The sequence below is a fragment of the Demequina aestuarii genome (assembly GCF_000975095.1).
GTDB classification, from domain to species: Bacteria; Actinomycetota; Actinomycetes; order Actinomycetales; family Demequinaceae; genus Demequina; species Demequina aestuarii.
In genome coordinates this window covers 2,081,946-2,108,245 of record NZ_BBRD01000001.1, presented here as the reverse complement: position 1 = coordinate 2,108,245, position 26,300 = coordinate 2,081,946, and the positions used below count along the sequence as shown (strand labels likewise).

General features: G+C 68.3%; 29 protein-coding genes and 1 pseudogene. 19 read left to right on the top strand and 11 right to left on the bottom strand.

Going from position 1 to position 26,300, the window contains the following annotated elements:
* Window positions 1-153: 153 nt before the first annotated feature.
* The 9 genes from pfkB to AOP72_RS09865 form a co-directional block, all read right to left on the bottom strand.
* The gene (pfkB, locus tag AOP72_RS09905) at window positions 154-1,104 is read right to left on the bottom strand and encodes a 1-phosphofructokinase (RefSeq protein WP_062135737.1); all 951 of its coding nucleotides are present in this window, start codon (window positions 1,102-1,104) and stop codon (window positions 154-156) included.
* Entirely contained in the window at window positions 1,101-1,916 is an 816-nt protein-coding gene (locus AOP72_RS09900; RefSeq protein ID WP_238581655.1) for a DeoR/GlpR family DNA-binding transcription regulator, read from the bottom strand. The genes pfkB and AOP72_RS09900 overlap by 4 nt, the downstream gene beginning before the upstream one ends.
* Window positions 1,913-2,953, bottom strand: coding sequence for a zinc-dependent dehydrogenase (locus AOP72_RS09895; RefSeq protein WP_062135735.1), 1,041 nt, complete (start codon window positions 2,951-2,953; stop codon window positions 1,913-1,915). Before AOP72_RS09895 ends, AOP72_RS09900 begins: the two co-directional genes overlap by 4 nt.
* Window positions 2,954-2,958: 5 nt before the next feature.
* Window positions 2,959-3,408, bottom strand: coding sequence for a PTS mannitol transporter subunit IIA (locus AOP72_RS09890; RefSeq protein WP_193746404.1), 450 nt, complete (start codon window positions 3,406-3,408; stop codon window positions 2,959-2,961).
* Window positions 3,398-3,706, bottom strand: coding sequence for a PTS lactose transporter subunit IIB (locus AOP72_RS09885; protein WP_062135732.1), 309 nt, complete (start codon window positions 3,704-3,706; stop codon window positions 3,398-3,400). Before AOP72_RS09885 ends, AOP72_RS09890 begins: the two co-directional genes overlap by 11 nt.
* A 33-nt stretch (window positions 3,707-3,739) precedes the next feature.
* Entirely contained in the window at window positions 3,740-4,939 is a 1,200-nt protein-coding gene (locus tag AOP72_RS09880; RefSeq protein WP_062135729.1) for a PTS transporter subunit EIIC, read from the bottom strand.
* 174 nt (window positions 4,940-5,113) lie between these two features.
* Window positions 5,114-5,653: an SRPBCC domain-containing protein gene (locus AOP72_RS09875; RefSeq protein WP_062135725.1), complete on the bottom strand. Its 540-nt coding sequence runs from the start codon at window positions 5,651-5,653 to the stop codon at window positions 5,114-5,116.
* Between the two features lie 43 nt (window positions 5,654-5,696).
* Window positions 5,697-6,404: an SOS response-associated peptidase gene (locus AOP72_RS09870; RefSeq protein ID WP_062135721.1), complete on the bottom strand. Its 708-nt coding sequence runs from the start codon at window positions 6,402-6,404 to the stop codon at window positions 5,697-5,699.
* 164 nt (window positions 6,405-6,568) lie between these two features.
* Window positions 6,569-6,835 carry a hypothetical protein gene (locus AOP72_RS09865; RefSeq protein ID WP_062135718.1) on the bottom strand — a complete coding sequence of 89 codons (267 nt, stop codon included), beginning with the start codon at window positions 6,833-6,835 and terminating at the stop codon, window positions 6,569-6,571.
* 273 nt (window positions 6,836-7,108) lie between these two features.
* Here AOP72_RS09865 and AOP72_RS09860 point away from each other — a divergent pair, with 273 nt between their 5' ends.
* Window positions 7,109-7,717, top strand: coding sequence for a hypothetical protein (locus AOP72_RS09860; protein ID WP_152650345.1), 609 nt, complete (start codon window positions 7,109-7,111; stop codon window positions 7,715-7,717).
* 17 nt (window positions 7,718-7,734) lie between these two features.
* Here the strand turns inward: AOP72_RS09860 and AOP72_RS09855 are convergent, their stop codons facing one another.
* Window positions 7,735-8,277 (bottom strand): hypothetical protein, encoded by a 543-nt coding sequence (locus AOP72_RS09855; protein ID WP_062135712.1) that lies wholly within the window; start codon window positions 8,275-8,277, stop codon window positions 7,735-7,737.
* 128 nt (window positions 8,278-8,405) lie between these two features.
* Here AOP72_RS09855 and AOP72_RS09850 point away from each other — a divergent pair, with 128 nt between their 5' ends.
* The 12 genes and pseudogenes from AOP72_RS09850 to AOP72_RS09800 all read left to right on the top strand — a co-directional run bounded on the left by AOP72_RS09850 (window position 8,406) and on the right by AOP72_RS09800 (window position 16,200).
* A complete protein-coding gene (locus AOP72_RS09850) occupies window positions 8,406-8,684 on the top strand; it encodes a hypothetical protein (RefSeq protein ID WP_062135709.1) in 279 nt (92 codons plus the stop codon).
* 399 nt (window positions 8,685-9,083) lie between these two features.
* On the top strand, window positions 9,084-9,677 hold the full coding sequence (locus AOP72_RS09845; RefSeq protein WP_152650344.1) for a hypothetical protein: 594 nt from the start codon (window positions 9,084-9,086) through the stop codon (window positions 9,675-9,677).
* Window positions 9,678-9,838: 161 nt separating this feature from the next.
* Window positions 9,839-10,186 (top strand): hypothetical protein, encoded by a 348-nt coding sequence (locus tag AOP72_RS09840; protein ID WP_062135704.1) that lies wholly within the window; start codon window positions 9,839-9,841, stop codon window positions 10,184-10,186.
* A gap of 113 nt (window positions 10,187-10,299) precedes the next feature.
* Window positions 10,300-10,773, top strand: a complete 474-nt coding sequence (locus AOP72_RS09835; RefSeq protein ID WP_152650343.1) for a hypothetical protein — start codon at window positions 10,300-10,302, stop codon at window positions 10,771-10,773.
* Window positions 10,774-11,119: 346 nt separating this feature from the next.
* A pseudogene (locus AOP72_RS13445) lies at window positions 11,120-11,350 on the top strand (ISL3 family transposase); the annotation flags it as partial.
* A 312-nt stretch (window positions 11,351-11,662) separates the two neighbouring features.
* Window positions 11,663-12,892 (top strand): TadA family conjugal transfer-associated ATPase, encoded by a 1,230-nt coding sequence (locus AOP72_RS09830; RefSeq protein ID WP_062137138.1) that lies wholly within the window; start codon window positions 11,663-11,665, stop codon window positions 12,890-12,892.
* Window position 12,893: 1 nt separating this feature from the next.
* A complete protein-coding gene (locus AOP72_RS09825) occupies window positions 12,894-13,754 on the top strand; it encodes a type II secretion system F family protein (RefSeq protein ID WP_062135698.1) in 861 nt (286 codons plus the stop codon).
* A gap of 13 nt (window positions 13,755-13,767) precedes the next feature.
* Window positions 13,768-14,691, top strand: coding sequence for a type II secretion system F family protein (locus tag AOP72_RS09820; RefSeq protein ID WP_062135695.1), 924 nt, complete (start codon window positions 13,768-13,770; stop codon window positions 14,689-14,691).
* Window positions 14,692-14,726: 35 nt separating this feature from the next.
* Window positions 14,727-14,906, top strand: a complete 180-nt coding sequence (locus AOP72_RS09815; RefSeq protein ID WP_062135692.1) for a hypothetical protein — start codon at window positions 14,727-14,729, stop codon at window positions 14,904-14,906.
* Between the two features lie 22 nt (window positions 14,907-14,928).
* Entirely contained in the window at window positions 14,929-15,276 is a 348-nt protein-coding gene (locus AOP72_RS09810; RefSeq protein WP_238581654.1) for a TadE/TadG family type IV pilus assembly protein, read from the top strand.
* Entirely contained in the window at window positions 15,269-15,745 is a 477-nt protein-coding gene (locus AOP72_RS09805) for a pilus assembly protein (protein ID WP_152650342.1), read from the top strand. Before AOP72_RS09810 ends, AOP72_RS09805 begins: the two co-directional genes overlap by 8 nt.
* Complete coding sequence (locus AOP72_RS09800) at window positions 15,742-16,200, top strand: pilus assembly protein TadG-related protein (protein ID WP_062135681.1); 459 nt, start codon at window positions 15,742-15,744, stop codon at window positions 16,198-16,200. The genes AOP72_RS09805 and AOP72_RS09800 overlap by 4 nt, the downstream gene beginning before the upstream one ends.
* Window positions 16,201-16,304: 104 nt before the next feature.
* Here the strand turns inward: AOP72_RS09800 and AOP72_RS09795 are convergent, their stop codons facing one another.
* Window positions 16,305-17,714 carry a glycosyl hydrolase 2 galactose-binding domain-containing protein gene (locus AOP72_RS09795; protein WP_062135678.1) on the bottom strand — a complete coding sequence of 470 codons (1,410 nt, stop codon included), beginning with the start codon at window positions 17,712-17,714 and terminating at the stop codon, window positions 16,305-16,307.
* Window positions 17,715-17,956: 242 nt separating this feature from the next.
* On the opposite strand from AOP72_RS09795, the gene pflB reads away from it, so the two are divergent.
* The 6 genes from pflB (at window position 17,957) to adhE (ending at window position 26,191) form a co-directional block, all read left to right on the top strand.
* Window positions 17,957-20,233: a formate C-acetyltransferase gene (pflB, locus tag AOP72_RS09790; protein WP_062135675.1), complete on the top strand. Its 2,277-nt coding sequence runs from the start codon at window positions 17,957-17,959 to the stop codon at window positions 20,231-20,233.
* Window positions 20,234-20,316: 83 nt separating this feature from the next.
* Window positions 20,317-21,144, top strand: a complete 828-nt coding sequence (gene pflA / locus AOP72_RS09785) for a pyruvate formate-lyase-activating protein (protein WP_062135672.1) — start codon at window positions 20,317-20,319, stop codon at window positions 21,142-21,144.
* Window positions 21,145-21,201: 57 nt separating this feature from the next.
* Window positions 21,202-21,624, top strand: a complete 423-nt coding sequence (locus AOP72_RS09780; protein WP_084631913.1) for a rhodanese-like domain-containing protein — start codon at window positions 21,202-21,204, stop codon at window positions 21,622-21,624.
* A 78-nt stretch (window positions 21,625-21,702) separates the two neighbouring features.
* Window positions 21,703-23,100 carry an L-lactate MFS transporter gene (locus AOP72_RS09775; RefSeq protein WP_152650341.1) on the top strand — a complete coding sequence of 466 codons (1,398 nt, stop codon included), beginning with the start codon at window positions 21,703-21,705 and terminating at the stop codon, window positions 23,098-23,100.
* A 2-nt stretch (window positions 23,101-23,102) separates the two neighbouring features.
* Window positions 23,103-23,234 (top strand): MFS transporter small subunit, encoded by a 132-nt coding sequence (locus tag AOP72_RS13905; protein ID WP_274519730.1) that lies wholly within the window; start codon window positions 23,103-23,105, stop codon window positions 23,232-23,234.
* A gap of 227 nt (window positions 23,235-23,461) precedes the next feature.
* Window positions 23,462-26,191: a bifunctional acetaldehyde-CoA/alcohol dehydrogenase gene (adhE, locus tag AOP72_RS09770; RefSeq protein WP_062135658.1), complete on the top strand. Its 2,730-nt coding sequence runs from the start codon at window positions 23,462-23,464 to the stop codon at window positions 26,189-26,191.
* Window positions 26,192-26,300 lie beyond the last annotated feature (109 nt).

Sequence of the window (26,300 nt, the reverse complement as noted above, 5' to 3'; positions counted from 1 at the left end):
GGCGCCTCGCGACAGGCGAAGCGCCCCTGCGATGCTATCAACGCGCACGTCACTGCCCGCGCATGAGTCGGGCTCTCGACGCGCCCGCCAGGTGGCCATCGCGTCCGCTCTCGGGACGGCCTGCGGTTCGAGATCGCCGCCCGGTGCTTGAGGTCAGTCGCCGCTCATCGCGAGGAGGGGATCGAGGGCCGGGTGGGAGGTGACGGCCACGGACTCGACGTCGTGCGGCCCGGGAACCGCCGAGCCCGGCAGGGCCACAGCGGCGCTGCCCCAGCGCACTGCTCGCTCGATGGCGTCGCGGGCACTCGCGCCCTCACTCACGGCGTGGAGCCAGCCTGCAAGGAGGCAGTCGCCAGCACCCACGGTCGAGAGTGGAGCAGTCACGTGCGACACGGCGTGCACGGCGCCGTCGCGGGACACCGCCACCGCCCCCTGGGCGCCGAGGCTGACCACGACGGTGGCGACTCCCGCGGCGACGATCTCACGGGCGGCGTCCACCACGTCGGTCAGGAGAGGGAGCGGCCGCCCCGCATGCTCGGCGAGTTCGTGGTGGTTGGGCTTGATCAGGTCAGGACCCGCAGCGATGACTGAGGTGAGCGCCGCACCAGAGGTGTCGATCGCCACTGCCACCCCGCGCCGGCGCGCGCGGGCGATGAGCTCGACGTAGACCTCGCCACCGAGGCCGGGCGGCAGGGATCCGCAGCCCACCACCCAGGACGCCCCCTCCAGGTGGGACTCGGCGGCAGCCAGCATCAACGCAGCGTCGGCGGCGGTGGAGTCGCGGCCGAGCTCGTTGACCTTGGTGGTGGTGCCGTCGTCCTCGACGAGCGTGATGTTGGTGCGCACCGCGCCCGGGAGGTCCACGAGGTCGTGGGTCACCTGCGCGTCGGCCAGCAGCGCGGAGAAGCGGGGCGCGAGCTCCCCTCCGGCCGGCACCACGGCGACGGTCGCAGCGCCGTTGGCCGCGAGGGCGCGGGAGACGTTGACGCCCTTGCCGCCGGGGTCCTCCCGCAGGCTGAGCGCGCGGTGGACGCCGCCGGGCTGCAGTCGTGCGAGCGCGATCGTGCGATCCAGGCTCGGATTGGGCGTGAGGGTGACGATCACGTCCGTGCCACTTCGACGCCCACGTCCTCGAAGTCCTGCACCGTGTCGTCGTCGAGCGAGTCGTCGCTGATGATGAGCGCCACGTCCTCGGTGGACGCGAAGCGGTGCAGGTGGACCTGGCCGGCCTTGGACGCATCGGAGACGCAGACGAGACGCCGTGCCGCCGTCGCCATGGCGCGCTTGGCGGCCGATTCAGCCTGGTCGGGGGTGGTGAGCCCGTGCTTCACGGTGAAGCCATTGGTGCCCAGGAAGGCGACGTCGACGGTGACGTCGGTGAGCGCGCGCGTGAGCCATTCGCCCACTGCGGCTCCCGTGCGCTGACGGACGCGGCCGCCCAGCATCATCAGTTCGGTGCGCTCGCGGTGCGCCAGGTGCGCGGCCGCGTCGATCGAGTTGGTGATCACGGTGAGGCGCATGCCCGGCGGAAGGGCGTGCGCGATCGCGAGCGTGGTGGTGCCGGAGTCGAGCAGCACCGTGTCGCCCTCGTGCAGCTCCATCACCGCGCGCGAGCCGATGCGACGCTTGCGGTCGGCGAACTGGGTCTGGCGGGCCTCGAGGCTGGGCTCGAGAGTGAGCCGCTCGACGGGCAGCGCGCCGCCGTGAACGCGCCGCAGCACCCCCAGTCGCTCCAGCGCCGTGAGGTCACGGCGCACCGTCTCGACCGTCACGCCCAGTTCCTCCGCGAGCAGCCCAACCTCGACCCGCCCGCGCGCGCGTGCGGTGGCGAGGATGGACTGCTGGCGTTCTTGGGCGTACATGACGGGGCTCTCCTCGAGATGGTCCGGTGCGGTGGGGGTGCGGCGAGAGCTCACGGTTCGATGGTGACCTTGATGGCCTCTCCACGCTTGACAATACCGAAGGCGTCGAGCACCCGTTCCAGCGGCACCCGCTCCGTGATGAGGTCCTTGACGGGGACCTCGCCGGAGGCGATGCGGCGCAGCGCCTCCTTGTTGTGGTGCGGGGCGGAGCCGTTGGCGCCGAAGATTCTCAGCTGCCGGTAGTGGACCAGGTTGGAGTCGCACGTGATGGTGGGGTTGGTCTTGGGCAGGCCGCCGAAGAAGCTGATGCGCCCGTTGCGCGCCGCCATCTCGATGGCCTGCTCCTGCGCCACGTTCGCGGCGGTCGCCGTGATGATGCAGTCCGCACCGCGGCCGTCGGTGAGCTCTCGCACGCGCTCCACCACGTCGACGACCGAGCCGTCGATGACCTCCTCGGGGTGGACCGCATCGGCCGTCATCTTCAGGCGTTCAGCGTTGACGTCGATGAGGAACACGCGACCCGCGCCGTTGGCGCGCGCGAGGCGGATGTGCATGGCGCCGATGGGTCCGGCGCCGAACACCACGACGGTGTCGCCCTCCTCGATGCCGAGGATCGACTGCGCGTTGATGGCGCAGGCGAGGGGTTCGGCGGCGGAGGCCTCGTCGAAGCCCACGCCCTCGGGGATCCGGTTGAGGCCGTCGACCTTCATGACCTCGCGGGGGACGATCATGTACTCGGCGAAGCCGCCCTCGTACTGGTAGCCCATCGAGGTCTGGTTCTGGCACACCTCCATCCAGCCGCGAGAGCACTCGTAGCAGTCGCCGCAGGGCACGGCGGCGATGACCTGGACCCGGTCACCCTCGGCCCATCCCTCGACGCCCTCGCCGAATCCGACCACTTCACCGGCGATCTCGTGGCCGATGATGCGCGGCGGGGACAGGTTCTGGTGTCCGTTGTGGAAGATCTTGACGTCGGTGCCGCACGTCGAGCAGTTCCGCACGCGGATCTTGACCTCGCCGGGGCCGGGCTCGGGCTCCGGGACGTCCTCGATGCGCACGTCCTCGGGGGCGTAGAAGACCAGGGCTTTCATGGGGTTCACTCCTCAGTTTCTTGGGGGGACAGCAGGTCGAGCACGCCTTCGGGGGTGGTGGCGCCGCGCAGCGCGGCGGCCTTCTCGGGGTCCATGAGGACCTTGGCGAGGGAGGACAGGATGTCCACGTGCTCCTCGGATTTGGAGGCGATCGCGACGCACACGGTGACGTCGTTGCCGTCCCAGTCGACCCCGTCGGGGAACTGGAGCACGGCTAGCGCCGCCCGCGCGATGTGTTCGCGCGACTCATTGGTGCCGTGCGGGATCGCGACGCCTTCGCCCACGTAGGTGGAGACGGACTTCTCGCGCTCGTGCAGCGCGGCCGCGTACTCGCTGGTGGCGGCGCCGATCTCGACGAGCACCTCGCCGCATTGGCGCAGCGCGTCCGCCTTGTCCTCGGCTGTGAGGCCAAGGCGGACGGCGCCAGCGTCGAGCAGGGCCCGGTCAGGACTCAAGAGTCTCGCCGTTCTTGATGGCCTGCTCGACCTTGGTGAATGCGGGATCCCCCATGAAGATCGCGAAGGGCACGACTACGGCCTGCGGGGCCGTCGACTGCGCCCGGGCGGCAAGGCCCTGGTGGCACAGCACGACCGTCGCATCGCCGGGGATCTCGTTGACCGGGGTGTGGACCACCTCGACGCCGTGAGGCGAGAGCTTGGACCTGAGGGTGCTGGCGACCATCACCGAGCTGCCCATTCCCGCGTCGCACGCGACGACGACCTTCTTCACGTCTGAGCCGTTGATCGATGGCATCGGACCTGTCCTTTCGTGGGGGTGCGGCCGTCGTCAGACGGTCGCGGGGGTGGGGGAAGCCGCCGATGCGTCGGCAGCGGTGTCGTCCTCAGGTGCGTCCTCGCGGCGAGCTTCGCGGCCGAAGCCCATCAGGAACGCAGCGGCGATGAACGAGACAGCGGCCGCCAGGATCACCTGCGCGAACATCACCACGAAGTTGCCGATGCCGGGAGGCGTGAACGCGATCCACGCGAAGATGGATCCGGGCGACGGCGGGGCGACGAGGCCGCCGTTGAACATCACGCCGATGAGCACGCCGGTCATGCCGCCGAGGATCGCCGCGGCGATGAGCCTGGGCTTGGCCAGGACGAACGGGAAGTACATCTCGTGAATGCCGCCGAAGAAGTGGATGATGGCGGCGCTCGGTGCCGCAGCCTTGAGCATGCGGGGTCCGAACAGCATGTACGCGACGAGGATGCCGAGGCCTGGTCCGGGGTTCGACTCGATCATGAACAGCAGCGACTTGCCCGTCTCCTCAGCCTCCGCCGTGCCCAGGGGAGTGAAGACTCCATGGTTGATGGCGTTGTTGAGGAACAGGATCTTCGCGGGCTCGACCACGATCGAGGCGAACGGCAGCAGCGAATTCTCCACGAGGAAGTCCACGCCCTCGCCGGCCCACTCGACGAGCTGGCTGACGATGGGACCGATGATCATCTTGCCGAGCACGGCGAGCGCACCGCCGAGGATGCCGAGAGAGAAGTTGTCGACCAACATCTCGAAACCTGGCTTGATCTTGCCCTGCCACGTGGACTCGAGGCGCTTGAGGCACCAGGCCGCGAACGGACCGATGATCATCGCACCCAGGAACATCGGCACCTCGGAGCCGACGATCACACCCATGGTCGCCACGGCACCGATCACGGCGCCGCGGGTCTCATAGACGAGCTTGCCGCCCATGTAGCCGATGAGCAGCGGGAGCAGGTAGGTGATCATGGGGCCGACGAGCACCGCGACGCTGGCCGTCCACTCCATGACTCCGTCGTTGGGGGCCCCATTGAGGCCCTCCGCGATCTTGTTGATCCAGCCCGCCTCGATGAAGAGAGCCGTGATGAGGCCCCATGCCACGAAGGCGCCGATGTTGGGCATGATCATGCCCGACATGAAGCGCCCGAGTCGTTGCACCTGGGCGCTCACTCCGGCTCCGGTGCGATTCTTGTTGGCCTTGGCTTGCGCCTCGGCGTCGCTGAAGGACATCAGTGTCCTACCCTTCCCCTCCGCATCTTTGCGAAGGAATACCATCCTGTGCCCGTTTGGGCCCGTTCCGGTGGAACTAATTTCGCACGCTAGCGCTGACGTGCGGGCCTGTCAACAGGTAAACGGAAACAAGCGGGCACGCTCGGGGGGAGGGATGGAGGCCGTTCGGGCCCGTCAGTGCTCGAGCCCGTCCTGGGGAGGGTTCGGAGCGACGCCGCCTTCCGGGGCCAGCGCGGCGTAGTGATCGGACAGCGCCGGGTAGTAGTCGTCCCAGTCGATGTCGCTCGCGCTCTCTCCACCGAGGACGGCGGACAGGCGGTCGAGGTAGTAGTCCCAGCCGGGGCCGATGCTCCCGATGTCGTCCGCGCCCAGGCGTTGGGCGAAGGTCAGCACGGTGCCGTGAGGGGTGGTCTGGATGCCAAGGCTCAGGTGCCAGGTTCCACTCGGGGTGCGGCTGTCCACGACCAGCCGATGCGGGGGAGAGCAGTAGCGCACGAGGCATTCTGCGGCTTCCGCCTCGTCTGATTCGGCGGTCATGGAGAAGAGCACGCGACCTGTGGGTTCCTCCGTCTCCCAGCGGCCGATCCAGGTCTCGAGCTTGTCCGACTCGGCGACGTAAGCCCACACCGTGGCGACGGGCGCGTCATACACCCGCTGGAACACGAGTTCGGGGCCGTGCTCGCCCTCAGCCACCGTTCCTGTTGCCTCGACCATGGTCGTCGCTCCTCTCGGGGGTTGCTCGTCCTACGGGCGTTCGCTACTCGATGGGCTCGATGGTGGACGGGTCGTTGTGCCGGGGATTGCCCACTGCCTTCGTGACCTGGTGCCACGCGAGCTCGGGTGCCGGAGCGGCGATGACGTCGAACAGCGTGCCCTGGTCACTGTCGCCGTCGAGCCATGAGTCCACGCCCTCGGGCACCAGCATCACGGGCTGACGGTCGTGGATGTCTCGCATCGCGTCTCGTGCGGCCGTGGTGACGATGGTCGTCGAGACCAGCCACTCGGCGTCCTCGCCCGCAGCCTTGTCCTTCCAGAACTCATACAGCCCTGCGAAGGCGAGCGGGGCATCGTCCGTCGGGTGAATCCAGTACGGCGTCTTGACCCCGTCCTCGGTGCGCCACTCGAAGTACCCGTTGGCGGGCACGATGCACCGGCGCTTGGCGAAGGCCGTGCGGAATGACGGCTTCTCCGCAAGGGTCTCGGAGCGCGCATTGATCATGCGAGCGCCGATGCTGGGGTCCTTCGCCCACGACGGCACCAGGCCCCACTTGGCCGCCTCGAGACGGCGACCGGGCTCTCCCTCGCCGGACTCCTGGGCCCTGCCGGGAGCGACGATGGGCACCAGCTGCGTGGGCGCCACGTTCCAGTTGGGTGGCAGCAGGCGGGCGTCGTCGGCGACCGTCGCGATCGCGAAGTGGTCGATGAGGTCCTGCTCCGCGAGGAAGTTCGCATACCTGCCGCACATAGAAGCCATTGTGCCTCCGGGGGCTGACGCGCGCTCAGCCAGCCCGCGCATCGGCCGCCCGTGCGCCCTGTGAGTGCATCAGTGCCCGTTGCGCGCGATGTCGTGCACTCAAGCACTCGTGGGGCGCGCGAACTGCTCGAGCGTTCCGCGCCAGTGTGAGCGAGCTACTGGCCCGTCACTACCCAACTGATCGTGACGGCCACGAGGACCGCGGTCCACGTGGCGCCGATTCCGATGGCCCACCAGAGCCGCACCTTGTCCTGCTCCTCAGCCCCGCGTACGCGAATGACCGCTGCAATGGTCACCGCGACGAGAAGGAATCCGGCCGGTGGCGCCACCATTGAACCCAGCGCGAGCACCACGGCGGAGATCACGAGCCCGTCGGCCCACCTCCGGGCGCGCGTGCGCGCGGACTGGTCGACCGGGCGCATTGCTGAAGGATGTGTCATCGCATCCCCAGGCTAGTCCGAGCCGTCCCCAAGCAGTTCCTGTGCCTGGTGGCCTGCCGCCGGGGCCGTGTCCTGGAGTCCCGGGGTGTGACGCGCGCACAGCCAACCCGCGCATCGGCCGCCCTTGCGCCCTGTGAGTGCATCAGCGCACGTTGCGCGCGACTTCGTACGCTCATGCACTCGTGGGGCTATCGCGCTCGCGGGTTTGTCCCTACTCTCAAGGCGCATGAGGGATCGACGATGGGTGTGGGTGCGATGACGCGCGTGAAGGGTATGGCGCTCATCCGCCTGCCGAGGGGTGGTGTCGACCTGTCGGCCGCGTTCAGGGGGCTGCTGTACTCCTCGGCGTGGGCTACGGGGTTCATCCTGATTGGACTGATGGGCTTCATCGATCCGAACCACGGCAGGCCTACCGCGTGGACGCAGACTGTCATTCCTGTCGCGTCGTTGATCGCCGTCGTTCTCTTCATGCCGCAAGTGGTCGGTGCGCTGAGATCGCTACGGATTCTTCCGGTGTTGGCGGCCCGGGAAGATGGCGAGGGTGTACGAGTCTATTCGGCGGTCCTGCCCGGTAGAGGCGATCCAGTTCGTCGCGAGCCCGGTCATCAGACCCGATTGGAACTTCGGGAGTATCTCGAGCAGAGCCTGAACCCATGGAAGCGTGATCGCACCGCGTACCGCCTTGAGATTGTGGCGAGTTCGGGAACCACTCAGCACTTCCGATTGCTCGTGAGAGACCACGTACGGGACTTCGACTGGTGCGAGTGGGCGGAAAGCGAGTTCGCCGCTCGTGGCATCGACGTGGAGACCAACTTTCAGGCCGTCCAGACACCGAGCGCGGGGACTGACGTCGTCGAGACGTGACCGTCCCTAGGGGCGCCTCAGAGCCCGGGGCGCGCGCGGACCTCGCGAGCTGCCCACGCCAGCATGACCGCGCGGCCCCCGAGCAGGGCCGCGGCCACGAGGCACGCGTAGGCGACGCCTCGCGACGGGTCCATGAGCTGCAGGGGCCACGACGGCGCCACGATGAGCAGCACCCCGCCGCAGGCGGCGGCGACGGCCGTGATGAGCGCATCCTGAGCGGCGACGCCGAGCGCGATGGCACCCGCGGCCACCCACGTGAGCGGAGCGAGCCACAGGGACCAGATCGGCAGTGCGAACCCGGTGAGGCCGATCACCGCGAGAGCGGCCACGCTCACCTGCCATGCGCGCGGGAAGGCGGCGATCCAGCGCGCCGAGCCGGCGCGGCCCAGGAGCACGGCGGTCATCACCCACAGTCCGCCGAAGGCGACCAGAGGAGTCGCGGCTCCTGCCCATGCGGCATCGTTCCCCGGGCCGAGCAGCAGCGGGAGCGCGGTTCCCACGGCGCCGACGGCGAGCATCGCAAGAATGGCGAAGCGGCGGTCCCGTACCTCGGAGGTCACGTCAGAATCCTAGGGGGCCGACGGGCTGAGGCAGTGGGACCTCGTCGCGCGCGCATCGCCCGTGGCGTGACCGCTCTCTGTCCACAGGGGGTTCCGCGGTTGCGGCTTTGCCTCTACTCTCAAGGCGCATGAGCGGGGAGACCCTGGAGCGGATTGAGGCCCAGGTGCGCGAGAGCATTCGCAGCGCCGGGCTCGATCCGGTGCGCGAGGCCGATGCGGTCCGTGCCCTGGTCGACGATGCCCTGTCTGCATGGGAGCATCGCGCCCTCGCCGGGGCGGTGCCCGCGATCACTGATCCTGCGGCGGCGGCGCGGGCACTCATGGACAACGTCTCGGGCCTGGGTCCCCTCCACCGGCACTTCGACCATCCCGAGGTCGAGGAGATCTGGATCAACGCGCCGTCATAGGTTCACTAGAGATTGCTTTAGGTTCTCCTGCCTACCAGGGGTTGATTGCTGCCGCGGCTTCGGACAGACGGCGTCTGGGCGTATGGATCGAGTCGCTCCTGGCTTCCGTGAGCGTTGCCTGGGTCAACCGATCATGGGCAGTCCCGTTGCGGTGACATCCATGGTGACTCCTCAATGAGCGTGGGTGTGCCGTACGGAGCCGGACGATCCTGCTCCTTCACAGCAGTCCCCGGTCGCCGCATTGAAGCGACCCGCTGTTGCGTACCCGATGTGTCTGGCTGGCTACGGGACCTCGGTCCCGCGCGCGGTGTTGAGGCCCGCTGGCACCATGCGAAAGCCGTCCGATACGGCTCCCGATGGCAACAACGAAGCTGGGCTATCCCGTAAGGAGACCGATAGATGAGGACCCGAACCCGAACATGGGCCACGGCAGCGGCGGTGTCGATTCCGCTGCTCTTGGCCGCACCCGTGCCTGCGGTGGCTTCGGCTTCGCAGGTCCCCTCAACACAGGATGAGGAAGTGATTCTTCTCGACGAGCCCGGCGAAGGTCTGGTTGGCTCCGTGCTGCAACCGACCGAGGCGTCCGTCGCCGTGGCGGTCCCGCGGGGCGGCTCCGGACCGCAAGCGAGGGCTTCAACGGTGAAGGTTCCGTCGCCGGCGGCGTGCGTGGGTAAGACCGACTACCCCCACAAGTCCGGCTCGGATGCGTCGGTTCACGGCCGCATGACGTGCTCCCGAAGCGTGGAGCGGGTGGAGACGGTCACGTCGATCTATCGTGATCGATGGAATGGACCGGAGTTCCTGAAGTCCGATGTAGCAGGTGAGTCCTGGAAGAAGTCCTCAGGAGACGCCCATCCGCACTGGAAATGTAAGGGCGTGGGAACCTACACCTACAAGGGCTACTCGATGCACGCGTCACTGGAGTCTGGCACGATCTACAAGGCCACGACCTCGAACTGGCAGGTGCCAGGTAAGAGCCGCTTCTCCTGTTGATTGGAGCCTTGAGAATGCGTAATGGTGGGGATGAGGAGACTCGCGTCTCACGTGCGCCCTCGTCCCCACCCATGCTGTGGAACGGCGTGTGGCGCGAACACCCCACGTATTACGTTTGGACCACCCCAGACGGTAGCTACCGGGGAGGAGTGACCCATCGTATGGGTGGCTGGTCGACGCTTCGGCCCGATGCTGATGGTCGCGTGAGTGTCGAACTGACCTCGGGACTCGAGCCGACATCGCTCCTAGTAACGCGGTGCATCCTGTCTCGTGATGCATACCGTGCGCCGGCACGATGGCTGGCGCGCACCATCGACGTCCTGGCAGAAGACCCGACGGTCACCGTCACTCACGCCAACAAGCGCACTCGTATCGAGTTCAGCCTCAAGGCACGCAAGTGGCAGCGATTCGTCAGGCTTGAGGCCCACTACCCGGACAGGCCCGTGGGTGGCGACAATGCCGCGCACCGCTGCTACGTCGGCTTCGCTTTCAAGATCGAACCACGATGAGGCATCTCTGGAGGACATCCCTCCTGACGTTTCTCGTGGCACTGCCCTTAGGGGCATGCACGGCCGCCGCGACCGAGCCTACTGATCCCCCGACCGACTCCCAAGCGAGCGACGTGCCGCTCGTGGTGGTCGAGACAGCGCCTTCGGCACCACCCGAAGCATCACTACAAGACCACGACCTGACACGACTCGTGACACGATGGGACGATCCGAACTCCCACCAGACCATCGTGGCCCAGCCCTCACCAGATCTGGTCACCTACGACCTGCCGACCACAAGTGTCCACGAGGAAATCACCCTCACCATCCACTCCCTTGTCCTGCCCGCATTCGTAAACTTCCGGATGTTCTACACCATCGGGGCTGATGGCACGCCAAACGATACCGAGGACAGAGTCATTCAATGCGTCGGCACCTCAGATGGGCCGTGCTTCATCCAATCAGACGCGACAGGCTTAACCATCACCGTCCCGATTGATGCACAAACAGTGTTTCTCACCGTCGAGGCTTTCTATTACAATCCCGATACCGCACAAGAGCCCTATTCGCTCGTCACATGGGGAACAAACATCTCGACCATGGGCTAGTGCCGATGCGAAACTCTTTGACGAATTCTTGCCGTCAGTCACGAATGTCTGAACCGGCGCGCACATTCTTGACCATCAGCGCCACATGGAACGGCTGGCCAGGCAGCTCGGCGAACTCGGGGATGTGAGGGAGACAGAGAGCTCTGGCGTCGGCGCCGTTGCCCGCTCACTGGACAGCGTTTCCAGGCTCTTCGCAGATGAGGGTGTGCTGACCGGGGCGTGAGTGGTGGCGGGAAGACGTCGAGGTCCTCCAGGATGGGAGTTCCTACACCGCCCAGATGAAAGACCTCGACGTGTTCCACGCTACCTTCGACGCCGGATCTGACGTGAGTTCTGCGACCTCGATGCCCTGGGTCTGGTGGTCGTCGATCACCTGTCGATATCCCGTGTTGCAGCGGATCTCGGAGTCGCATGGCACACCGCTGACGACGCGGTCTTGACCGAGGGGCACCGCTTGTTGACCAACGACCCGGCCCGGTTCGACGGCGTCAGAGTGCTCGGCGTCGATGAGCACGTGTGGCGACACACGAGGTTCGGCGACAAGTACGTGAGCGCCATGATCGACCTCACCCACGTCGCCCTCTCCGTCGAGCTGGTGACGCACGAGGACCTCACCGTGTGCATCGAGAACGACTCAAGGTTCCTCGTGCACGACTGCGACGTCGGCGACGACGCGGCACCATTGCGTTTCGAGAGCCTGCCGGACGTGGAGCACGGCGCCCGCGCCGACCGCACGGTCCGGAGTACGGCGGGGCCGGAACCGTCCCGAGAATCAGCGGAGGTCGGCACTGAGTCACTCCTGGGGCACCATGTGCCTGGGCCACCACCAGGTACGAAGTCATCCACAGGGGGTTCCGCGGTCGCGGCTTTGCCTCTACTCTCAAGGCGCATGAGCGGGGAGACCCTGGAGCGCATTGAGGCCCAGGTGCGCGAGAGCATTCGCAGCGCCGGGCTCGATCCGGTGCGCGAGGCCGATGCGGTCCGTGCCCTGGTCGACGATGCCCTGTCTGCATGGGAGCATCGCGCCCTCGCCGGGGCGGTGCCCGCGATCACTGATCCTGCGGCGGCGGCGCGGGCACTCATGGACAACGTCTCGGGCCTGGGTCCACTGCAGCGCTACCTCGACGACCCCGATGTAGAAGAGATCTGGATCAACGCGCCGACCCAGGTCTACATCGCGCGCCGCGGCGCCCCGGAGCTCACACCGACGCTGCTTACCGAGGACACGGTGCGCGACCTCGTCGAGCGCATGCTCAAACAGTCTGGCCGGCGGCTGGACCTCTCGAGTCCCTTCGTCGACGCGACGCTCCCCGGTGGTGAGCGTCTTCACGTGGTGATCCCGGACGTGACGCGCGAGCACTGGAGCGTGAACATCCGCAAGTTCGTGGTGCGTGCGCGGCACGTGAATGACATGGTCGCGCTCGGCGTGATGCCTCAGCAGGCGGCGGAATTCCTCGCCGCGGCAGTCGACACGGGCCTGAATGTGCTGATCTCAGGGGCCACGCAGGCGGGCAAGACCACCATGCTGGGCGCCCTCGCGGGAGCGATCCCTGCCCGTGAGCGCGTCATCTCGTGCGAAGAGGTGTTCGAGGTCGCCGTGCCGACCCGCGACTGGGTGGCGCTCCAGTGCCGTCAGCCGTCACTCGAGGGCACTGGCGAGATCCCGCTGCGCAGGCCGGTCAAGGAAGCGCTGCGCATGCGGCCGAGCCGCATCATCATCGGCGAAGTGCGTGAGGCCGAAGCGCTCGACATGCTGATCGCCCTGAACGCGGGCGTGCCCGGCATGTGCACGATCCACGCCAACAGCGCTCGCGACGCGATCACCAAGATGTGCACCCTGCCGCTGCTCGCGGGCGAGAACGTCTCCGACCGCTTCGTGGTGCCCACCGTCGCGTCGGCCATCGACCTGGTGGTTCACCTGGGGCTCGACGCCAACGGGGTGCGGCGTGTGCGGGAGATCGTGGGCGTCTCCGGGCGTGCCGAGGGCGGCGTCGTGGAACTGTCGACGATCTTCCACCAGGGGCGCTCCGGACTTGAACGTGCCGGCGGGTTTCCACCACGCGAGGAACTGTTCGAGCAACGCGGTCACCGCCTCGGCGAGTTGTTGCGAGGGCCGTGACATGGATGCGCTGTGGGGGGCGGTGCTCGGATTGGGACTATTTATGGTGTGGTGGTCGCTCTGGCCCATGCCCGATCGCCCTGAGCGCACCCGGCACGGATGGTCCGCGCGCACCCAGGACCGCCTCGTTCGAGCCGGTGCACCGTCGGTCACACCCGCCGCACTCGGGGGAGTCGCTGCGGGGGTGGGGCTCGTCGCCTTCGTGGTTGTGGCGGGCCTGACGGAGTCGGCGCCGATCGGTGCATGCTTCGCGATCCTCGCGGCGAGGGCGCCGTTCGCGCTCGTCTCGATGCGAGCGCACGCACGCACCCGGGCGACGCGTGAACTGTGGCCGGAGGTGGTGGACTCGCTCGCATCGGGCATCCGTGCCGGCCTCGCGCTCCCCGAGGCTGTGGGCCAGATCGGCGACCGCGGGCCCGAGGCGCTGCGCGAACCGTTCGAACTCTTCGCCGAGGACTACCGAGCGTCTGGCCGGTTCCACGACTGCCTCGACGCTCTCAAGGAGCGACTCGCGGATCCCGTCGCTGATCGGCTCGTGGAGACCCTGAGAATCACGCGGGACGTTGGCGGCACGGACGTGGGCCGGGTGCTGAGGACCCTGGCCGAGTTCCTGAGGGACGATTCCCGCACCCGCGGGGAGCTCGAGGCGCGACAGTCCTGGACCGTGAACGCTGCGCGGCTCGCGGTGGCGGCTCCGTGGGCCGTGCTCGCGCTGCTCTCGACTCAGGCGTCCAACGCGGCCGCCTACAACTCGCCTGCAGGCGTGGTGGTGCTCGCGGTCGGTGGCGCCAGCACGGTGGCCGCGTACCGACTGATGATGCGCGTCGGGCAACTGCCCGAAGAGGCGCGGGTGCTGCGATGAACCGGGGGCGTCGATGACGTGGGTGGAGGCCGCCTTGGGAAGCGCCCTCGGCATGGGAGGAGTGCTCGTGCTGTCCTGGGCCTTTGCGCGCCGTGCGACGCTCGACGCCCGCATCGCTCCGTTCCTACGGACGAGCCTGCGCGACGAGGTGCGCCGTCGGGACTATTCGGTCACTCCCGTGCCCGCCCTCGAACGACTGGTGGCGCCGGTGGTGCGTGACCTCGGGGCGGTGATCAGCCGGTGGGGATCGCCGTCGGCCGACGTTGCGCGGCGGCTTCGGCGCTCGGGATCGGGGCTTTCCGTCGAGCAGTTCCGCGCACAGCAGGTCGCGTGGGGAGCGGCCTGCCTCGCGGCGGGCGTCGCGTTGGCACTCGTGCTGACCGCGACCAGGGGAGCGTCGGTGCTCGCGTCTACGGTGCTTGCCCTCGTGCTCGCCATCGGCGGCGTGCTCGGCCGTGACGCCGTGCTCTCGCAGTCGGTCAAGCGCCGCCAGCGGCGGCTCGTCGCTGAGCTGCCGACCATCGCGGAGCTCCTGGCGCTGTCCGTCGGCGCAGGCGAGAGTGCGTTGGCCGCCCTCGATCGCGTGGCCCGCACTACCTCGGGAGAACTCACCGGGGAGATCTCTTTGGCACTGGCCGATGCGCGGGCGGGACAGCGCCTGCCTGCGGCGCTCACGCGGATGGCAAGGGACGTCGGCGTGCCTGCTCTCGAGCGATTTGCCGAGGGCATCGCCACGGCAGTCGAACGTGGCACCCCGCTCGCGGAGGTGCTCCGCGCACAGGCGCAGGACGCGCGGTCGCAGGGTCGACAAGCACTCGTCGAGGAGGGCGGCCGCCGCGAGATCGCGATGATGGTTCCCGTCGTGTTCCTGATCCTTCCTGTCACCGTCGTGTTCGCAGTCTTCCCGGGTCTCATCGCGATCGACCTCGGGGGTTAATCGATGGCGCCACACCACGACACGACGGGGGAGAGATGATGATCCGACGACTGATGACGCGCATGGCGGCCGAGGATCCGGAGCGCGGGGACGTGCCTGGCTGGGTGCTCATCACGCTGATGACCGCCGGGCTGGTCGCCGCGATCTGGGCGCTTGCTGGGCCCGCGCTCGAGGGCCTGTTCACCGATGCGATCAATTCCGTCACTGGGGGCTGAGCGCGACCGCGGGTCGGCGCCCGTGGAGTTCGTGCTCGTCGGCATCCTCGTGGTGCTGATCGGGCTCGCGGTGCTGCAGCTGGTGCTCGCGCTGCACGTGCGCAACACGCTGCTGTCGAGTGCGTATGAGGGCGCGAGGCATGGGGCGCGGGCGGACCGGAGTCTCGACGACGGTGTTGCGCGCAGCGAGGAGGTCGCTCGCACGGCGCTCGGCAGCCGGGAGGTCGTCGCGAGCGCGGCACGCGACACCGTGGACGGCGCGGGCGTGGTGGTGGTCACGCTCGAATCGACGGTGCCGCTCGTGGGGCTGTGGGGCCCAGGCACCATGCGGGTGGAGGCCAGGGCATTCGACGAGGCCAGCGGTGGCTAGCCGGTCGCAGCGGTGCCGTGACGATGCGGGCTCGGCCATGGTCGAGTTCCTCGGAGTCACGGTGATGGTGCTGGTGCCCGTGATCTACCTGGTGATCGCCGCCGCACAGTTCCAGGCCGCGGCGTTCGCTGTCGAGGGCGCGAGCCGGTCCGCCGCCAGGGGAGCGGTCGTGGCAGGCCTGGATGTGGTGGAGCGCGGGGGATCGGCGGCCGATGCGCGGGAGGCGGCGATCGAGCGGGCGGAGGCGGCGGTCGCGCTCGCGCTCGAGGACTTCTCGGTGCGTGGGCAGCCCACGGTGACTCTCGAGTGCGATACGTCGCCCTGCTTCGAGCCCGGGTCGACGGTCACGGCTGACGTGGTTGTGGCGGTTCCGCTCGCGGGTGTGCCCGGACCGGTGGTCGAGGTGGTGCCGGTGGCGGTCGAGGTCTCCGCGACCGGACGTTCCCCCGTCGAGGGCTTCTCTCCATGAGGCGCTCGCGAAGGTGGTTCACGGCAGAGACACGAGACGACGAGGGCAACATCACCCTGTTGACGCTCGGATGGGTGGTGCTGACGCTGCTGGCACTGCTTGTGATGGCCGCAGCGACTCACCTGCACCTCGACCGCATGCGGCTGACGAGCCTCGCCGACGAACTCGCGCTCGCGGCTGCGGACGAGCTCGATGCAGCGGAGTACTACTCCGCGAGCGGCGATGCGGCGGCCCTCGACGGGGATGCGATGTCCGGGGCCGTGGCCGACTGGCTGGCGGCGGACACTCGCGAGTGGGTCGGGGAGGTGGGGGTGGCGCGGGTCACGGCCGCGCCCGATGGCACGGCCACCGTCACCATTGCGCGCCGTGTGCTCCCGCTGTTCGACGTCGACGCGCTCGCGGCCTTTGGGGACGGCATCACGCTCACGGCTGAGGGGCGGGCGCGCGCGGGCTGACGATGCCCGGGTTGGCCGCGCGGCCGCGAGTGTCAGCTTCCGTGCATCGTGCGGGTCGACACCGCACACATCTCGACACGTGCGGGTGCGGGCGTGGGGGTGGGTCAGGTGGTGAGGCGGGCCGGGTCCAGCACGGCGATGATGCCTGAGACCAGCGATCCGTACGCGCGGTCCTCGACGGTGCCGTACGTCAGCAGCGACGGGTGGGGCGCGAGCCTGGCCACGTGCTCGCGGGTCTCCTCGATGGCCTCGCCCTGCACGGGGGCGCCGGCACGGTAGCCGTCGCCCACGAACGGCGGGTCCTGGACCACGAACATGCCGAGCTCGTCGCAGGCCTCGTAGAAGTGCGGCGACTCGTAGACGCCCACGCCGTCGACGTGCAGCACGCCCACGCCCGCCTCGCGCTGCCGCTCGATCGTGGCGCGGACGTCCTCGTCCACCACGCGCGCGAGCACCGTGTCGAGAGGGGTCCAGCGTGCGACGGTCAGGTCCACCTGCTGATCGTTCACGGTCACGCTCACCCGCTCGGTGCGCGGCGAGACCTGGGGCGGGTCCGCGAACTCCTCCCGCGCATCGGCCGTGGCCCACTCCGTGGCAGGCGCGGCGTTGACCGCGCCGTCCAAGGTGACCGAGCGGAAGCCCACGCGGCGCGCGTGCGTGTCCAGGCGCTCGTCCGTGGAGTGGAGGTCCACGACGAGGTCGTACAAGCGCGCGGGACCGTGTCCGTGGGGCCACCAGGCCTCGATCTGAGGCGCCTCGACGGTGACCACTCCGGTGACCTCGCCGGGAGGGATCTGCGCGGTGGCCTCGGCGCCGGCGACGGAGGCCCACACGGTCAGCGGCTCACCGGACGCGCGCTCCACCCGAACGTGCACCTGCACCCGGCCGGTCTCGCCGTCGAGGCTCACGAGCGGCCGCACCTCGTCCAGCCGCGCCACGCGCCACCGCTCGATGCGCACGCCGCCGCGGATGCCCGTCGAATGCGCCGGCACGCCGCCGAACGGCCCGAAGCCCCACGCCATCTTGCGCACGCCTCGGTAGGCGCGCGTGACGTCGCCCCGCTGCGCATCGGCGTCGACTCCACGCGCGTACGCGAGGGCGGAAGCGAAGTCGACGGTGAGCCTGTTGGCGCCGCCCATCACCAGCTCGCGCACGTCGAATCGGTAGCACCGGTGCATGTTCTTGGTGCGCGCGATCTCGGTGTCGTTGAGCTTGACGGTGGCGACCGTGTCGAGGCCGTCGAACACCAGATCGACGCGTTCGCCCTCGGTCGCGGGAGTGGCCGCGAAGACCGTGGCATAGCGCCACTCGCACCACGCCATCCAGTCGGCGGCGGTGCCATCCTCGCGCGGTCCGTCGGGGAGCAGCCCGGCACGGTGGAGGTCCAGCGGCGCGGATCCCGGCACCTTCGCTGGGATGGTTGCGCGCTCGACCTGGGAGGGCGCGTCGCCCCCGGTATGCGTCAGGGTCCAGCCCTCGTGGATGGGATTGGCGATGAGGGCGACGGCGGACAACGGCGGCTCCGTAAAGGGTCGACGCGAGCAGGGGGACGAGCGACAGTCTCGCATGTCGGAGCCAGGTACGGCAGACTGACCCCCGAGGGCAGTGACGAGGGTCATTGGTCCCATGGCGAGGCCTTTCCCCGGGGGTAGCGTCGAGTTATCGCCGATGGCACCAGAACAGGTCGCCTCGGTGCAGTACATGGCTCGGCTCGATCCGCAACCTACGGAGACGGCCCCACCAGGGAGGAAACACCATGACCGCCACTGACACCCCCATCACCTCAGCCGCCGACTCCGCCGCACACGAGGCCGAATGGCGCTCGTTCGAGCGTGGCCCGTGGTCCGACGCGATCGACGTCCGCGGCTTCATCCAGGCCAACTACACCCCCTATGAAGGCGACGCCTCGTTCCTCGAGGGTCCGACCGAGCGCACCCAGCGCGCCTGGGAGTCCATCACCGCGCTGTTCCCAGAGGAGCGTGAGAAGGGCGTCTACGACGTGGACGCCACGACCCCCTCGTCGATCACCGCCCACGCCCCCGGATATGTGCGTGAGGGCGAGGACGTCATCGTCGGCCTCCAGACCGATGCCCCGCTCAAGCGCGCGATCATGCCGTACGGCGGCTGGCGCATGGTGGCCAACGCCCTGGAGACCTACGGCTACGCCGTCGACCCGCAGCTCGAGAAGATCTTCACCGAGTACCGCAAGACCCACAACGCCGGAGTGTTCGACGTCTACCCGCCGAACGTGCGCGCTGCTCGTCGCTCGCACATCGTCACCGGACTGCCGGACGCCTACGGCCGTGGCCGCATCATCGGCGACTACCGCCGTGTGGCGCTCTACGGCGTCGATGCGCTCATCGCCGCCAAGAAGGCAGAGCGCGGCATCCTCGACATGGGGCGCTCGACCGAAGACGTGATCCGTGACCGCGAGGAGAACGCTGAGCAGGTGCGCGCCCTCCAGGAGCTCAAGCAGATGGCGGCGAGCTACGGCTACGACATCTCGGGCCCGGCCCGCAACTTCCGCGAGGCCGTGCAGTGGCTCTACTTCGCCTACCTGGGCGCGGTCAAGGAGCAGAACGGCGCCGCGATGTCGCTGGGTCGCACCTCGACCTTCCTTGACGTCTACGCCGCCCGCGACCTCGCCGAGGGCACGCTGGACGAGTCCGAGATCCAGGAGGTCGTGGACGACTTCGTCATCAAGCTGCGCATCGTGCGGTTCCTGCGCACCCCGGAGTACGACGCCCTGTTCTCCGGCGACCCGACGTGGGTCACCGAGTCCATCGGCGGCGTCGGCGACGACGGCCGCCCGCTGGTCACCAAGACCTCGTTCCGGTTCCTGCAGACCCTGTACAACTTGGGCCCCGCGCCCGAGCCGAACCTGACGGTGTTCTGGTCAGAGAAGCTGCCGCAGGGATTCAAGGACTTCTGCGCTCAGGTGTCGATCGACACCTCGTCGATCCAGTACGAGACCGACGAGCTGATCCGCTCTCAGTGTGGCGACGACGCGGCCATCGCGTGCTGCGTGTCCGCCATGGAGGTCGGCAAGCAGATGCAGTTCTTCGGGGCTCGCGTCAACCTCGCCAAGGCGATGCTGTACGCGATCAACGGAGGCAGGGACGAGATCTCCGGTGCGCAGGTCGCCCCGGTGAGCGCCCCGCTGTCGGGCGAGGTGCTCGACTACGACGAAACCCTCGCCGCGTTCGACGGGCTGCTGGACTGGCTCGCCGAGACCTACGTCGACGCGCTCAACTGCATCCACTACATGCACGACAAGTACGCCTACGAGCGTCTCGAGATGGCGCTGCACGACGGCTCGATTCTGCGCACCATGGCGTGCGGCATCGCTGGCCTGTCCGTCGCGGCCGACTCGTTGAGCGCGATCAAGTACGCGACCGTTCGCCCCATCCGGGACGAGACCGGCCTGGCGACCGACTACGAGGTCGAAGGGGATTACCCGACCTTCGGCAACGACGACGACCGCGTGGACGACATCGCGATCGAACTCGTGCACCGCTTCATGGCGAAGGTGCGTCAGCAGCCCACCTACCGCGGTGCCAAGCACACGCAGTCGGTGCTCACCATCACGTCCAACGTGGTCTACGGCAAGCACACGGGCAACACCCCGGACGGTCGCCGTCTGGGAGAGCCCTTCGCGCCGGGAGCCAACCCCATGAACGGGCGCGACACCCACGGCATCGTCGCCTCGGCGCTGTCGGTCGCGAAGCTGCCGTACGACGACGCCCAGGATGGCATCTCGCTCACCACCACTGTGGTGCCGGCGGGTCTGGGCCGCGACAAGGCGGAGCAGATCACGAATCTGGTCGGCGTTCTCGACGCCTACGCGGTCTCTCACGGCTTCCACATGAACGTCAACGTGCTGAACCGCGAGACGCTCGAGGACGCGATGGAGCACCCGGAGAACTACCCGCAGCTCACCATCCGGGTCTCGGGATACGCCGTCAACTTCGTGCGCCTCACCCGCGAGCAGCAGCTCGACGTGCTGTCGCGCACCTTCCACGGCGGTCTGTAAGCGCTCGACCCGGCGGCCCCGCCCCCATGTGGGGGCGGGCGCCCCGGCCCCGGAGAGTTCGCTCGCGCGCCAGGAGGTGCACAATGACAGACCACACCGTCTCGGTGGACCTGAAGTCCGGCCCGCCCATGGACATCGCCGACGCCGAACTGGCGGAGTCCGAACGCATCGTCGACCACACCGCAGGCTCGGTCCACTCGTGGGACCTCGTGACCGGCGCCGACGGCCCCGGCACTCGCATGACGCTGTTCATGGCCGGCTGTGGGCTGCGCTGCCAGTACTGCCACAACCCGGACACGTGGCGCATGAAGAACGGAGTGCGCCACACCGTCGACGAGGTGATGGAGCGCGTCACGCGCTACCAGAAGGTCATGAACGTCACGGGCGGCGGCCTCACCATCTCCGGCGGTGAGCCCCTGCTCCAGTCGAAGTTCGTGACCCACGTGTTCCACCAGGCGCACGCGCTCGGCATCCACACGGCGCTCGACACGGCGGGCCTGCTGGGAGCGCGCCTGAGCGACGAGGACCTCGAGGACATCGACCTGGTGCTGCTCGACATCAAGTCGGGGCTTCCGGAGACCTACAAGAGGGTCACCGGCCGGCCCCTGCAGCCCACTCTCGACTTCGCTGAGCGACTGTCGCGACTGGGCAAGAAGATGTGGGTGCGGTTCGTGCTCGTCCCCGACCTCACTGACGCGGAGGACAACGTCGACGCGGTCGGCGCCTTCGTCTCGACGCTCGACGGCGTGGAGCGGATGGAGATCCTGCCCTTCCACCAGATGGGCGAGTACAAGTGGGAGGCGACGGGCGAGCCGTACCTGCTGGCGGACACCAAGCCACCGACGGACGAACTCATCGAGCGCGTCAAAGGGCAGCTGGAAGCGTATGGACTGCCCGTGACGGTGGCCTAGCCGCCGCGCCTGCCGCCGGTGGTGCGCGGTGATACCCCTAGGGGTATCATGGTCGGCATGAAACTCCGCACTGTTCGCGCAGCCCTCGTGGCTGTCCTCGCCGCCGTCGCCCTGTCCGCCTGCTCCTCCGGCCAGGAGGATGCCGCCAACTCTCCCGCGCTCGCCTTCGATGGCACCCACGTGGGTGCCGAGGCGTTCACGGACGCCACCGAGGCCGACGGCGTCACGATCATCGATGTCCGCACGCCCGGTGAGTTCGCCGAGGGTCACGTGCCTGGAGCGGTCAACATCGACGTGTCCTCGCCCACCTTCGCCGATGCGCTCGCCGAGCTCGACGCCGACGGCGCTTACGCGGTCTACTGCCAGTCCGGCAACCGATCCCGGGCCGCGATCGACCAGATGGCCTCTGCCGGGCTGACGCAGACCGTGGGGCTCGAGGGCGGCATCGGCGCCTGGGCAGGCGACGTGTCGACCGGGTGACCTAAGTCCCTGGGAAGGGTCGCTCTCGGCCGGAAAGATGGTGGGCATCGATACGACTTCCCCAAAGGGAGAACAATGATGTCCATCCTGAGTCGTGAGCGCACCGTTGCGCCACCTGCATACAACCGTTGGATGGTGCCGCCTGCGGCACTCGCCGTGCACCTGAGCATCGGTCAGGTCTACGCGTTCAGCGTCTTCAAGGACGCGCTGATCGAGAGGTTCGACGCGAGCCACACCCAGATCGGCATGATCTTCTCCATCTCGATCGTCATGCTCGGCATGTCCGCAGCGTTCGGCGGCCGATGGATGGAGCGCACCGGGCCGCGCGCCGCGATGGTGCTCGCCGCATTCGCCTGGGCAGGTGGCTTCGCGGTCGCCTCGCTCGGAGTCTCGTGGGGCCAGCTCTGGCTGGTCTACCTGGGCTACGGCGTGTTGGGCGGCATCGGACTCGGCATGGGCTACATCTCGCCGGTGTCGACTCTCATCAAGTGGTTCCCGGATCGCCCGGGACTCGCGACCGGGCTTGCCATCATGGGCTTCGGTGGTGGCGCGATGGTCGCCGCGCCCCTGTCCCAGTTCCTGCTCAGCAACTACGCGGACACTCCGGCCGATGCGCTCGTGCCGTCGTTCCTCACGCTCGGCGGGCTCTACTTCCTCCTCATGCTGGCAGGCGCCGCCGTGGTGCGCGTGCCCCAGAAGGGGTGGCTGCCTGACGGCTACGTGCCCTCGGCGCACCGATCCAAGGTCTCCAGCGGCGGCCAGGTGAGCGCCACCAACGCGATCAAGACGGCACCCTTCTGGATGCTCTGGATCGTGCTGTTCACCAACGTCACCGCAGGCATCGGCATCCTCGAGAACGCCAAGCCCATGGTCGAGGACTTCTTCCCGGCCATCACGGCCGCCGCTGCCGCCGGCTTCGTGGGGCTGCTGTCGCTGGCCAACATGGCTGGCCGCATCGGCTGGTCGAGCCTGTCGGACGTGATGGGCCGCAAGCTCACGTACGTGATGTACCTGGGCGTCGGAGCGCTCGCGTACCTCTCGATCGCGCTGTTCGGCCCCTCGGCGATGGTGGTGTTCGTGCCGCTCGCGGTACTGATCATCAGCTTCTACGGCGGCGGCTTCGCGACCATCCCGGCGTACCTCAAGGACGTGTTCGGCGAGTTCGAGGTGGGCGCGATCCATGGCCGGCTGCTGACCGCCTGGTCCGCCGCCGGAGTGGCCGGTCCGCTGATCGTGAACTCGGTGCTCGATCGTCTCGAGGGCCAGGGGCTCGAGGGCGCTGACCTCTACCGCCCGTCGCTGCTCATCATGGTGGGCGTGCTCGTGGTCGGCTTCATCGCCAACCTGCTGATCAGGCCCGTCGCCGCCAAGTGGCACGAGCACGCCGATGCGGTGCCGCGTCACGAGCTCGACGCCACGCAGGACGCGGTCGACGACGCTGCCAACCTGCCCGCTCTCGCCGAGACGAAGGGATGATCATGACCGACAAGAACACGGCCCCGCGCCGCACGAACCCGCTGGCCATCGCGCTGTGGGTGGTGGTGGGCTCCGGCCTCGTGTACGGCGTGACGCAGACGGCCATCAAGGCCGCAGCTCTCTTCACGGGCTAGACCTTCATCGGCTGGCGATAGACGTCTGGACGGCACACGGGCGGCGCCTCCGCAGGCGGAGGCGCCGCCCTGCTGCGTGCCCCGCCCGAGCCTCCTCGCCCGCGACATGCGCGCATCGGCCGTGGGCCCTTGGTCCCCGGGACCATCGCCCCTGAACAGCCGCCCAGCACGGGCATACCTTGGACCCATCAGGGCGCACCCCGCGTCCTCCCTCGGAAGGAATCGAGATGACTGCCACCACCGAGTCGCCGGCCACCGCAACCGCGGTCTCCGACGAGATCGACCGCCTCGTCGCCAACGCCCAGCGGGCGCTTGCGGCCTACTCATCCCTGACGCAGGACGACGTGAACCTGCTCGTCAAGAAGGCGTCGGTCGCGGCGCTCAACCAGCACGGCGCCCTCGCCGTCATGGCGGTCGAGGAGACCGGCCGCGGCGTCTTCGAGGACAAGGCCGTGAAGAACATCTTCGCGTGCGAGCACGTGACCCACTCGATGGCCACCATGAAGACCGTGGGCGTCATCAACGAGGACCCGATCCTCGGCATCACCGAGATCGCCGAGCCCGTGGGCGTGGTCGCAGGCCTCACGCCGGTCACCAACCCCACCTCGACCGCGATCTTCAAGTCGCTCATCGCGCTGAAGACCCGCAACCCCATCGTGTTCTCGTTCCACCCGAGCGCACAGAAGTCCTCGGTGGCGGCGGCGCGCGTGGTGCGCGACGCGGCGATCGAGGCCGGCGCCCCCGAGAACTGCATCCAGTGGGTCGAGACCCCCTCTCTCGAGGCCACCAGTGCACTCATGAACCACGACGGCGTCGCGATGATCCTCGCGACCGGTGGCAATGCCATGGTCAAGGCCGCGTACAGCTGCGGCAAGCCCGCACTGGGCGTCGGCGCAGGCAACGTGCCGGCCTACGTCCACGAGTCCGCGAACCTCAAGCGCGCCATCAACGACATCGTGGTCTCCAAGGCCTTCGACTTCGGCATGGTGTGCGCGTCAGAGCAGGCCGTCATCCTCGACGCCTCCATCTACGACGCCGCGCTGACCGAGTTCGACCGGTTGCACGCGTACCGTGCGACGCCGGAAGAGAAGGTCATGCTCGAGGAGCTGATCTTCGGGGTGCAGGCGGGCGGCGAGAACTGCGCTGGCGCCAAGCTCAACCCGAACATCGTCGGCAAGTCCCCCAACTGGATCGCCCAGCAGGCAGGCTTCGAGGTTCCCGAGGAGACCTCGATCATCCTCGCCGAGGTGTCCCACGTGGGCGAGGACGAGCCGCTGACGCGCGAGAAGCTGGCCCCCGTGCTGGCCGTCCTGCGTGCGGACAGCACGGAGCAGGGCCTCTCGCTCGCCGAGCAGATGGTCGAGTTCCACGGACTGGGCCACTCCGCGGCGATCCACGCCGAGGACCTGGAGCTGATCCAGGAGTTCGGCCGCCGCGTGAAGGCCGTCCGCGTGATCACCAACTCGCCCTCCAGCCAGGGCGGAATCGGCGACATCTACAACGCGCTCATGCCGTCCCTCACGCTGGGCTGCGGCTCCTACGGCAAGAACTCTGTGAGCTCCAACGTGACGGCGCTCAACCTGATCAACGTCAAGCGCATCGCCCGGAGGAACAACAACATGCAGTGGTTCAAGGTGCCGGCCAAGACGTACTTCGAGCCCAACTCGATCCAGTACCTGCGCGACATGCCGAACGTCGAGCGCGTCACGATCATCACGGACGCGACCATGACACGCATCGGCGTGGTCGACAAGATCCTGGACGTGCTTCACCGTCGCAACAACGGCGTGTCGGTCCAGATCATCGACAACGTCGAGCCCGAGCCCTCCATCAACACGGTCAAGGCCGGTGCCGAGGTGCTGCGCGCCTTCAAGCCGGACACCCTGATCGCCGTGGGCGGCGGCTCGCCGATGGATGCCGCCAAGGTCATGTGGCTCATGTACGAGCACCCCGAGGTCGTGTTCTCTGACCTCAAGGAGAAGTTCTTCGACGTGCGCAAGCGCGCGTTCACCTTCCCCAAGCTGGGCGAGCTCGCACAGCTGGTGTGCATCCCGACCACGTCGGGCACCGGCGCCGAGGTGACCCCGTTCGCAGTGATCACCGACACGGACACCGGGCGCAAGTACCCGCTCGCCGACTACGCGCTCACGCCCACCGTCGCGATCATCGACCCGGTGCTGACGGCGAACCTGCCCTCACGCGTCGCGGCCGACTCCGGCATGGACGCCCTCACGCACGCCACCGAGGCCTACGTGTCCGTCTACGCCAACGACTTCACCGACGGCATGGCGCTGCAGGCGATCCGACTCGTGTTCGAGAACATCGAGGAGTCCGTCACCGTCGGCGGCACCGCGGTCAAGGCTCGCGAGAAGATGCACAACGCGGCGACGATCGCCGGTATGGCGTTCGGTAACGCGTTCCTGGGACTCGTCCACGCGATGAGCCACACGACCGGCTCGATGTTCCACATCGCGCACGGCCGCACCAACGCCATCTACCTGCCGCACGTGATTCGCTACAACGGTCGCGTTCCCACCAAGCCCACCTCGTGGCCCAAGTACGAGACCTACGTGGCCCCCGAGCGGTTCCAGGAGATCGCCAAGATGCTCGGTCTCGCACACTCGACCCCGGAGGAGGCCGTCGAGGCCTACGCCGTGGCCGTCGAGGAACTGCGCGACAAGCTGGGCATCGAGCGCTCCTTCCAGGAGGTGGGAGTCGACGAGGCCGAGTTCATGTCCTCTCTCGACACGCTCGCCATGAATGCCTACGAGGACCAGTGCGCACCGGCGAACCCGCGCGTGCCGATGCTCGCGGACATGAAGGTGATGATGGAGGCCGCGTACTACGGCGTCAAGTACGAAGACGTCAAGGGCCGCGCGGTCACCGAGGCACCCGCCGCGGGCGAGGCGGAGCAGGTTCCCGCCAAGAAGACGCGGTCTCGCAAGGCCAGCAAGTAGACGGCGCGCTCGCGGGGCGGGAGACCGCCCCGCGAGCGTGACCGCATGATCGTCGCCGGTCAGGACACACCCGGCGCACATGAGAGCCCCGGTGCCTGCGCGCCGGGGC

Bases quoted from the DNA above. Each gene is read 5' to 3' on its own strand.
- AOP72_RS09895 (WP_062135735.1), bottom strand. From the start codon at position 2,953: ATGAAAGCCCTGGTCTTCTACGCCCCCGAGGACGTGCGCATCGAGGAC.
- AOP72_RS09885 (WP_062135732.1), bottom strand. From the start codon at position 3,706: ATGCCATCGATCAACGGCTCAGACGTGAAGAAGGTCGTCGTCGCGTGC.
- AOP72_RS09880 (WP_062135729.1), bottom strand. From the start codon at position 4,939: ATGTCCTTCAGCGACGCCGAGGCGCAAGCCAAGGCCAACAAGAATCGC.
- AOP72_RS09875 (WP_062135725.1), bottom strand. From the start codon at position 5,653: ATGGTCGAGGCAACAGGAACGGTGGCTGAGGGCGAGCACGGCCCCGAA.
- AOP72_RS09870 (WP_062135721.1), bottom strand. From the start codon at position 6,404: ATGTGCGGCAGGTATGCGAACTTCCTCGCGGAGCAGGACCTCATCGAC.
- AOP72_RS09865 (WP_062135718.1), bottom strand. From the start codon at position 6,835: ATGCGCCCGGTCGACCAGTCCGCGCGCACGCGCGCCCGGAGGTGGGCC.
- AOP72_RS09860 (WP_152650345.1), top strand. From the start codon at position 7,109: ATGACGCGCGTGAAGGGTATGGCGCTCATCCGCCTGCCGAGGGGTGGT.
- AOP72_RS09850 (WP_062135709.1), top strand. From the start codon at position 8,406: ATGAGCGGGGAGACCCTGGAGCGGATTGAGGCCCAGGTGCGCGAGAGC.
- AOP72_RS09845 (WP_152650344.1), top strand. From the start codon at position 9,084: ATGAGGACCCGAACCCGAACATGGGCCACGGCAGCGGCGGTGTCGATT.
- AOP72_RS09840 (WP_062135704.1), top strand. From the start codon at position 9,839: ATGGGTGGCTGGTCGACGCTTCGGCCCGATGCTGATGGTCGCGTGAGT.
- AOP72_RS09830 (WP_062137138.1), top strand. From the start codon at position 11,663: ATGAGCGGGGAGACCCTGGAGCGCATTGAGGCCCAGGTGCGCGAGAGC.
- AOP72_RS09825 (WP_062135698.1), top strand. From the start codon at position 12,894: ATGGATGCGCTGTGGGGGGCGGTGCTCGGATTGGGACTATTTATGGTG.
- AOP72_RS09820 (WP_062135695.1), top strand. From the start codon at position 13,768: ATGACGTGGGTGGAGGCCGCCTTGGGAAGCGCCCTCGGCATGGGAGGA.
- AOP72_RS09815 (WP_062135692.1), top strand. From the start codon at position 14,727: ATGATGATCCGACGACTGATGACGCGCATGGCGGCCGAGGATCCGGAG.
- AOP72_RS09800 (WP_062135681.1), top strand. From the start codon at position 15,742: ATGAGGCGCTCGCGAAGGTGGTTCACGGCAGAGACACGAGACGACGAG.
- pflB (WP_062135675.1), top strand. From the start codon at position 17,957: ATGACCGCCACTGACACCCCCATCACCTCAGCCGCCGACTCCGCCGCA.
- pflA (WP_062135672.1), top strand. From the start codon at position 20,317: ATGACAGACCACACCGTCTCGGTGGACCTGAAGTCCGGCCCGCCCATG.
- AOP72_RS09780 (WP_084631913.1), top strand. From the start codon at position 21,202: ATGAAACTCCGCACTGTTCGCGCAGCCCTCGTGGCTGTCCTCGCCGCC.
- AOP72_RS09775 (WP_152650341.1), top strand. From the start codon at position 21,703: ATGTCCATCCTGAGTCGTGAGCGCACCGTTGCGCCACCTGCATACAAC.
- AOP72_RS13905 (WP_274519730.1), top strand. From the start codon at position 23,103: ATGACCGACAAGAACACGGCCCCGCGCCGCACGAACCCGCTGGCCATC.
- adhE (WP_062135658.1), top strand. From the start codon at position 23,462: ATGACTGCCACCACCGAGTCGCCGGCCACCGCAACCGCGGTCTCCGAC.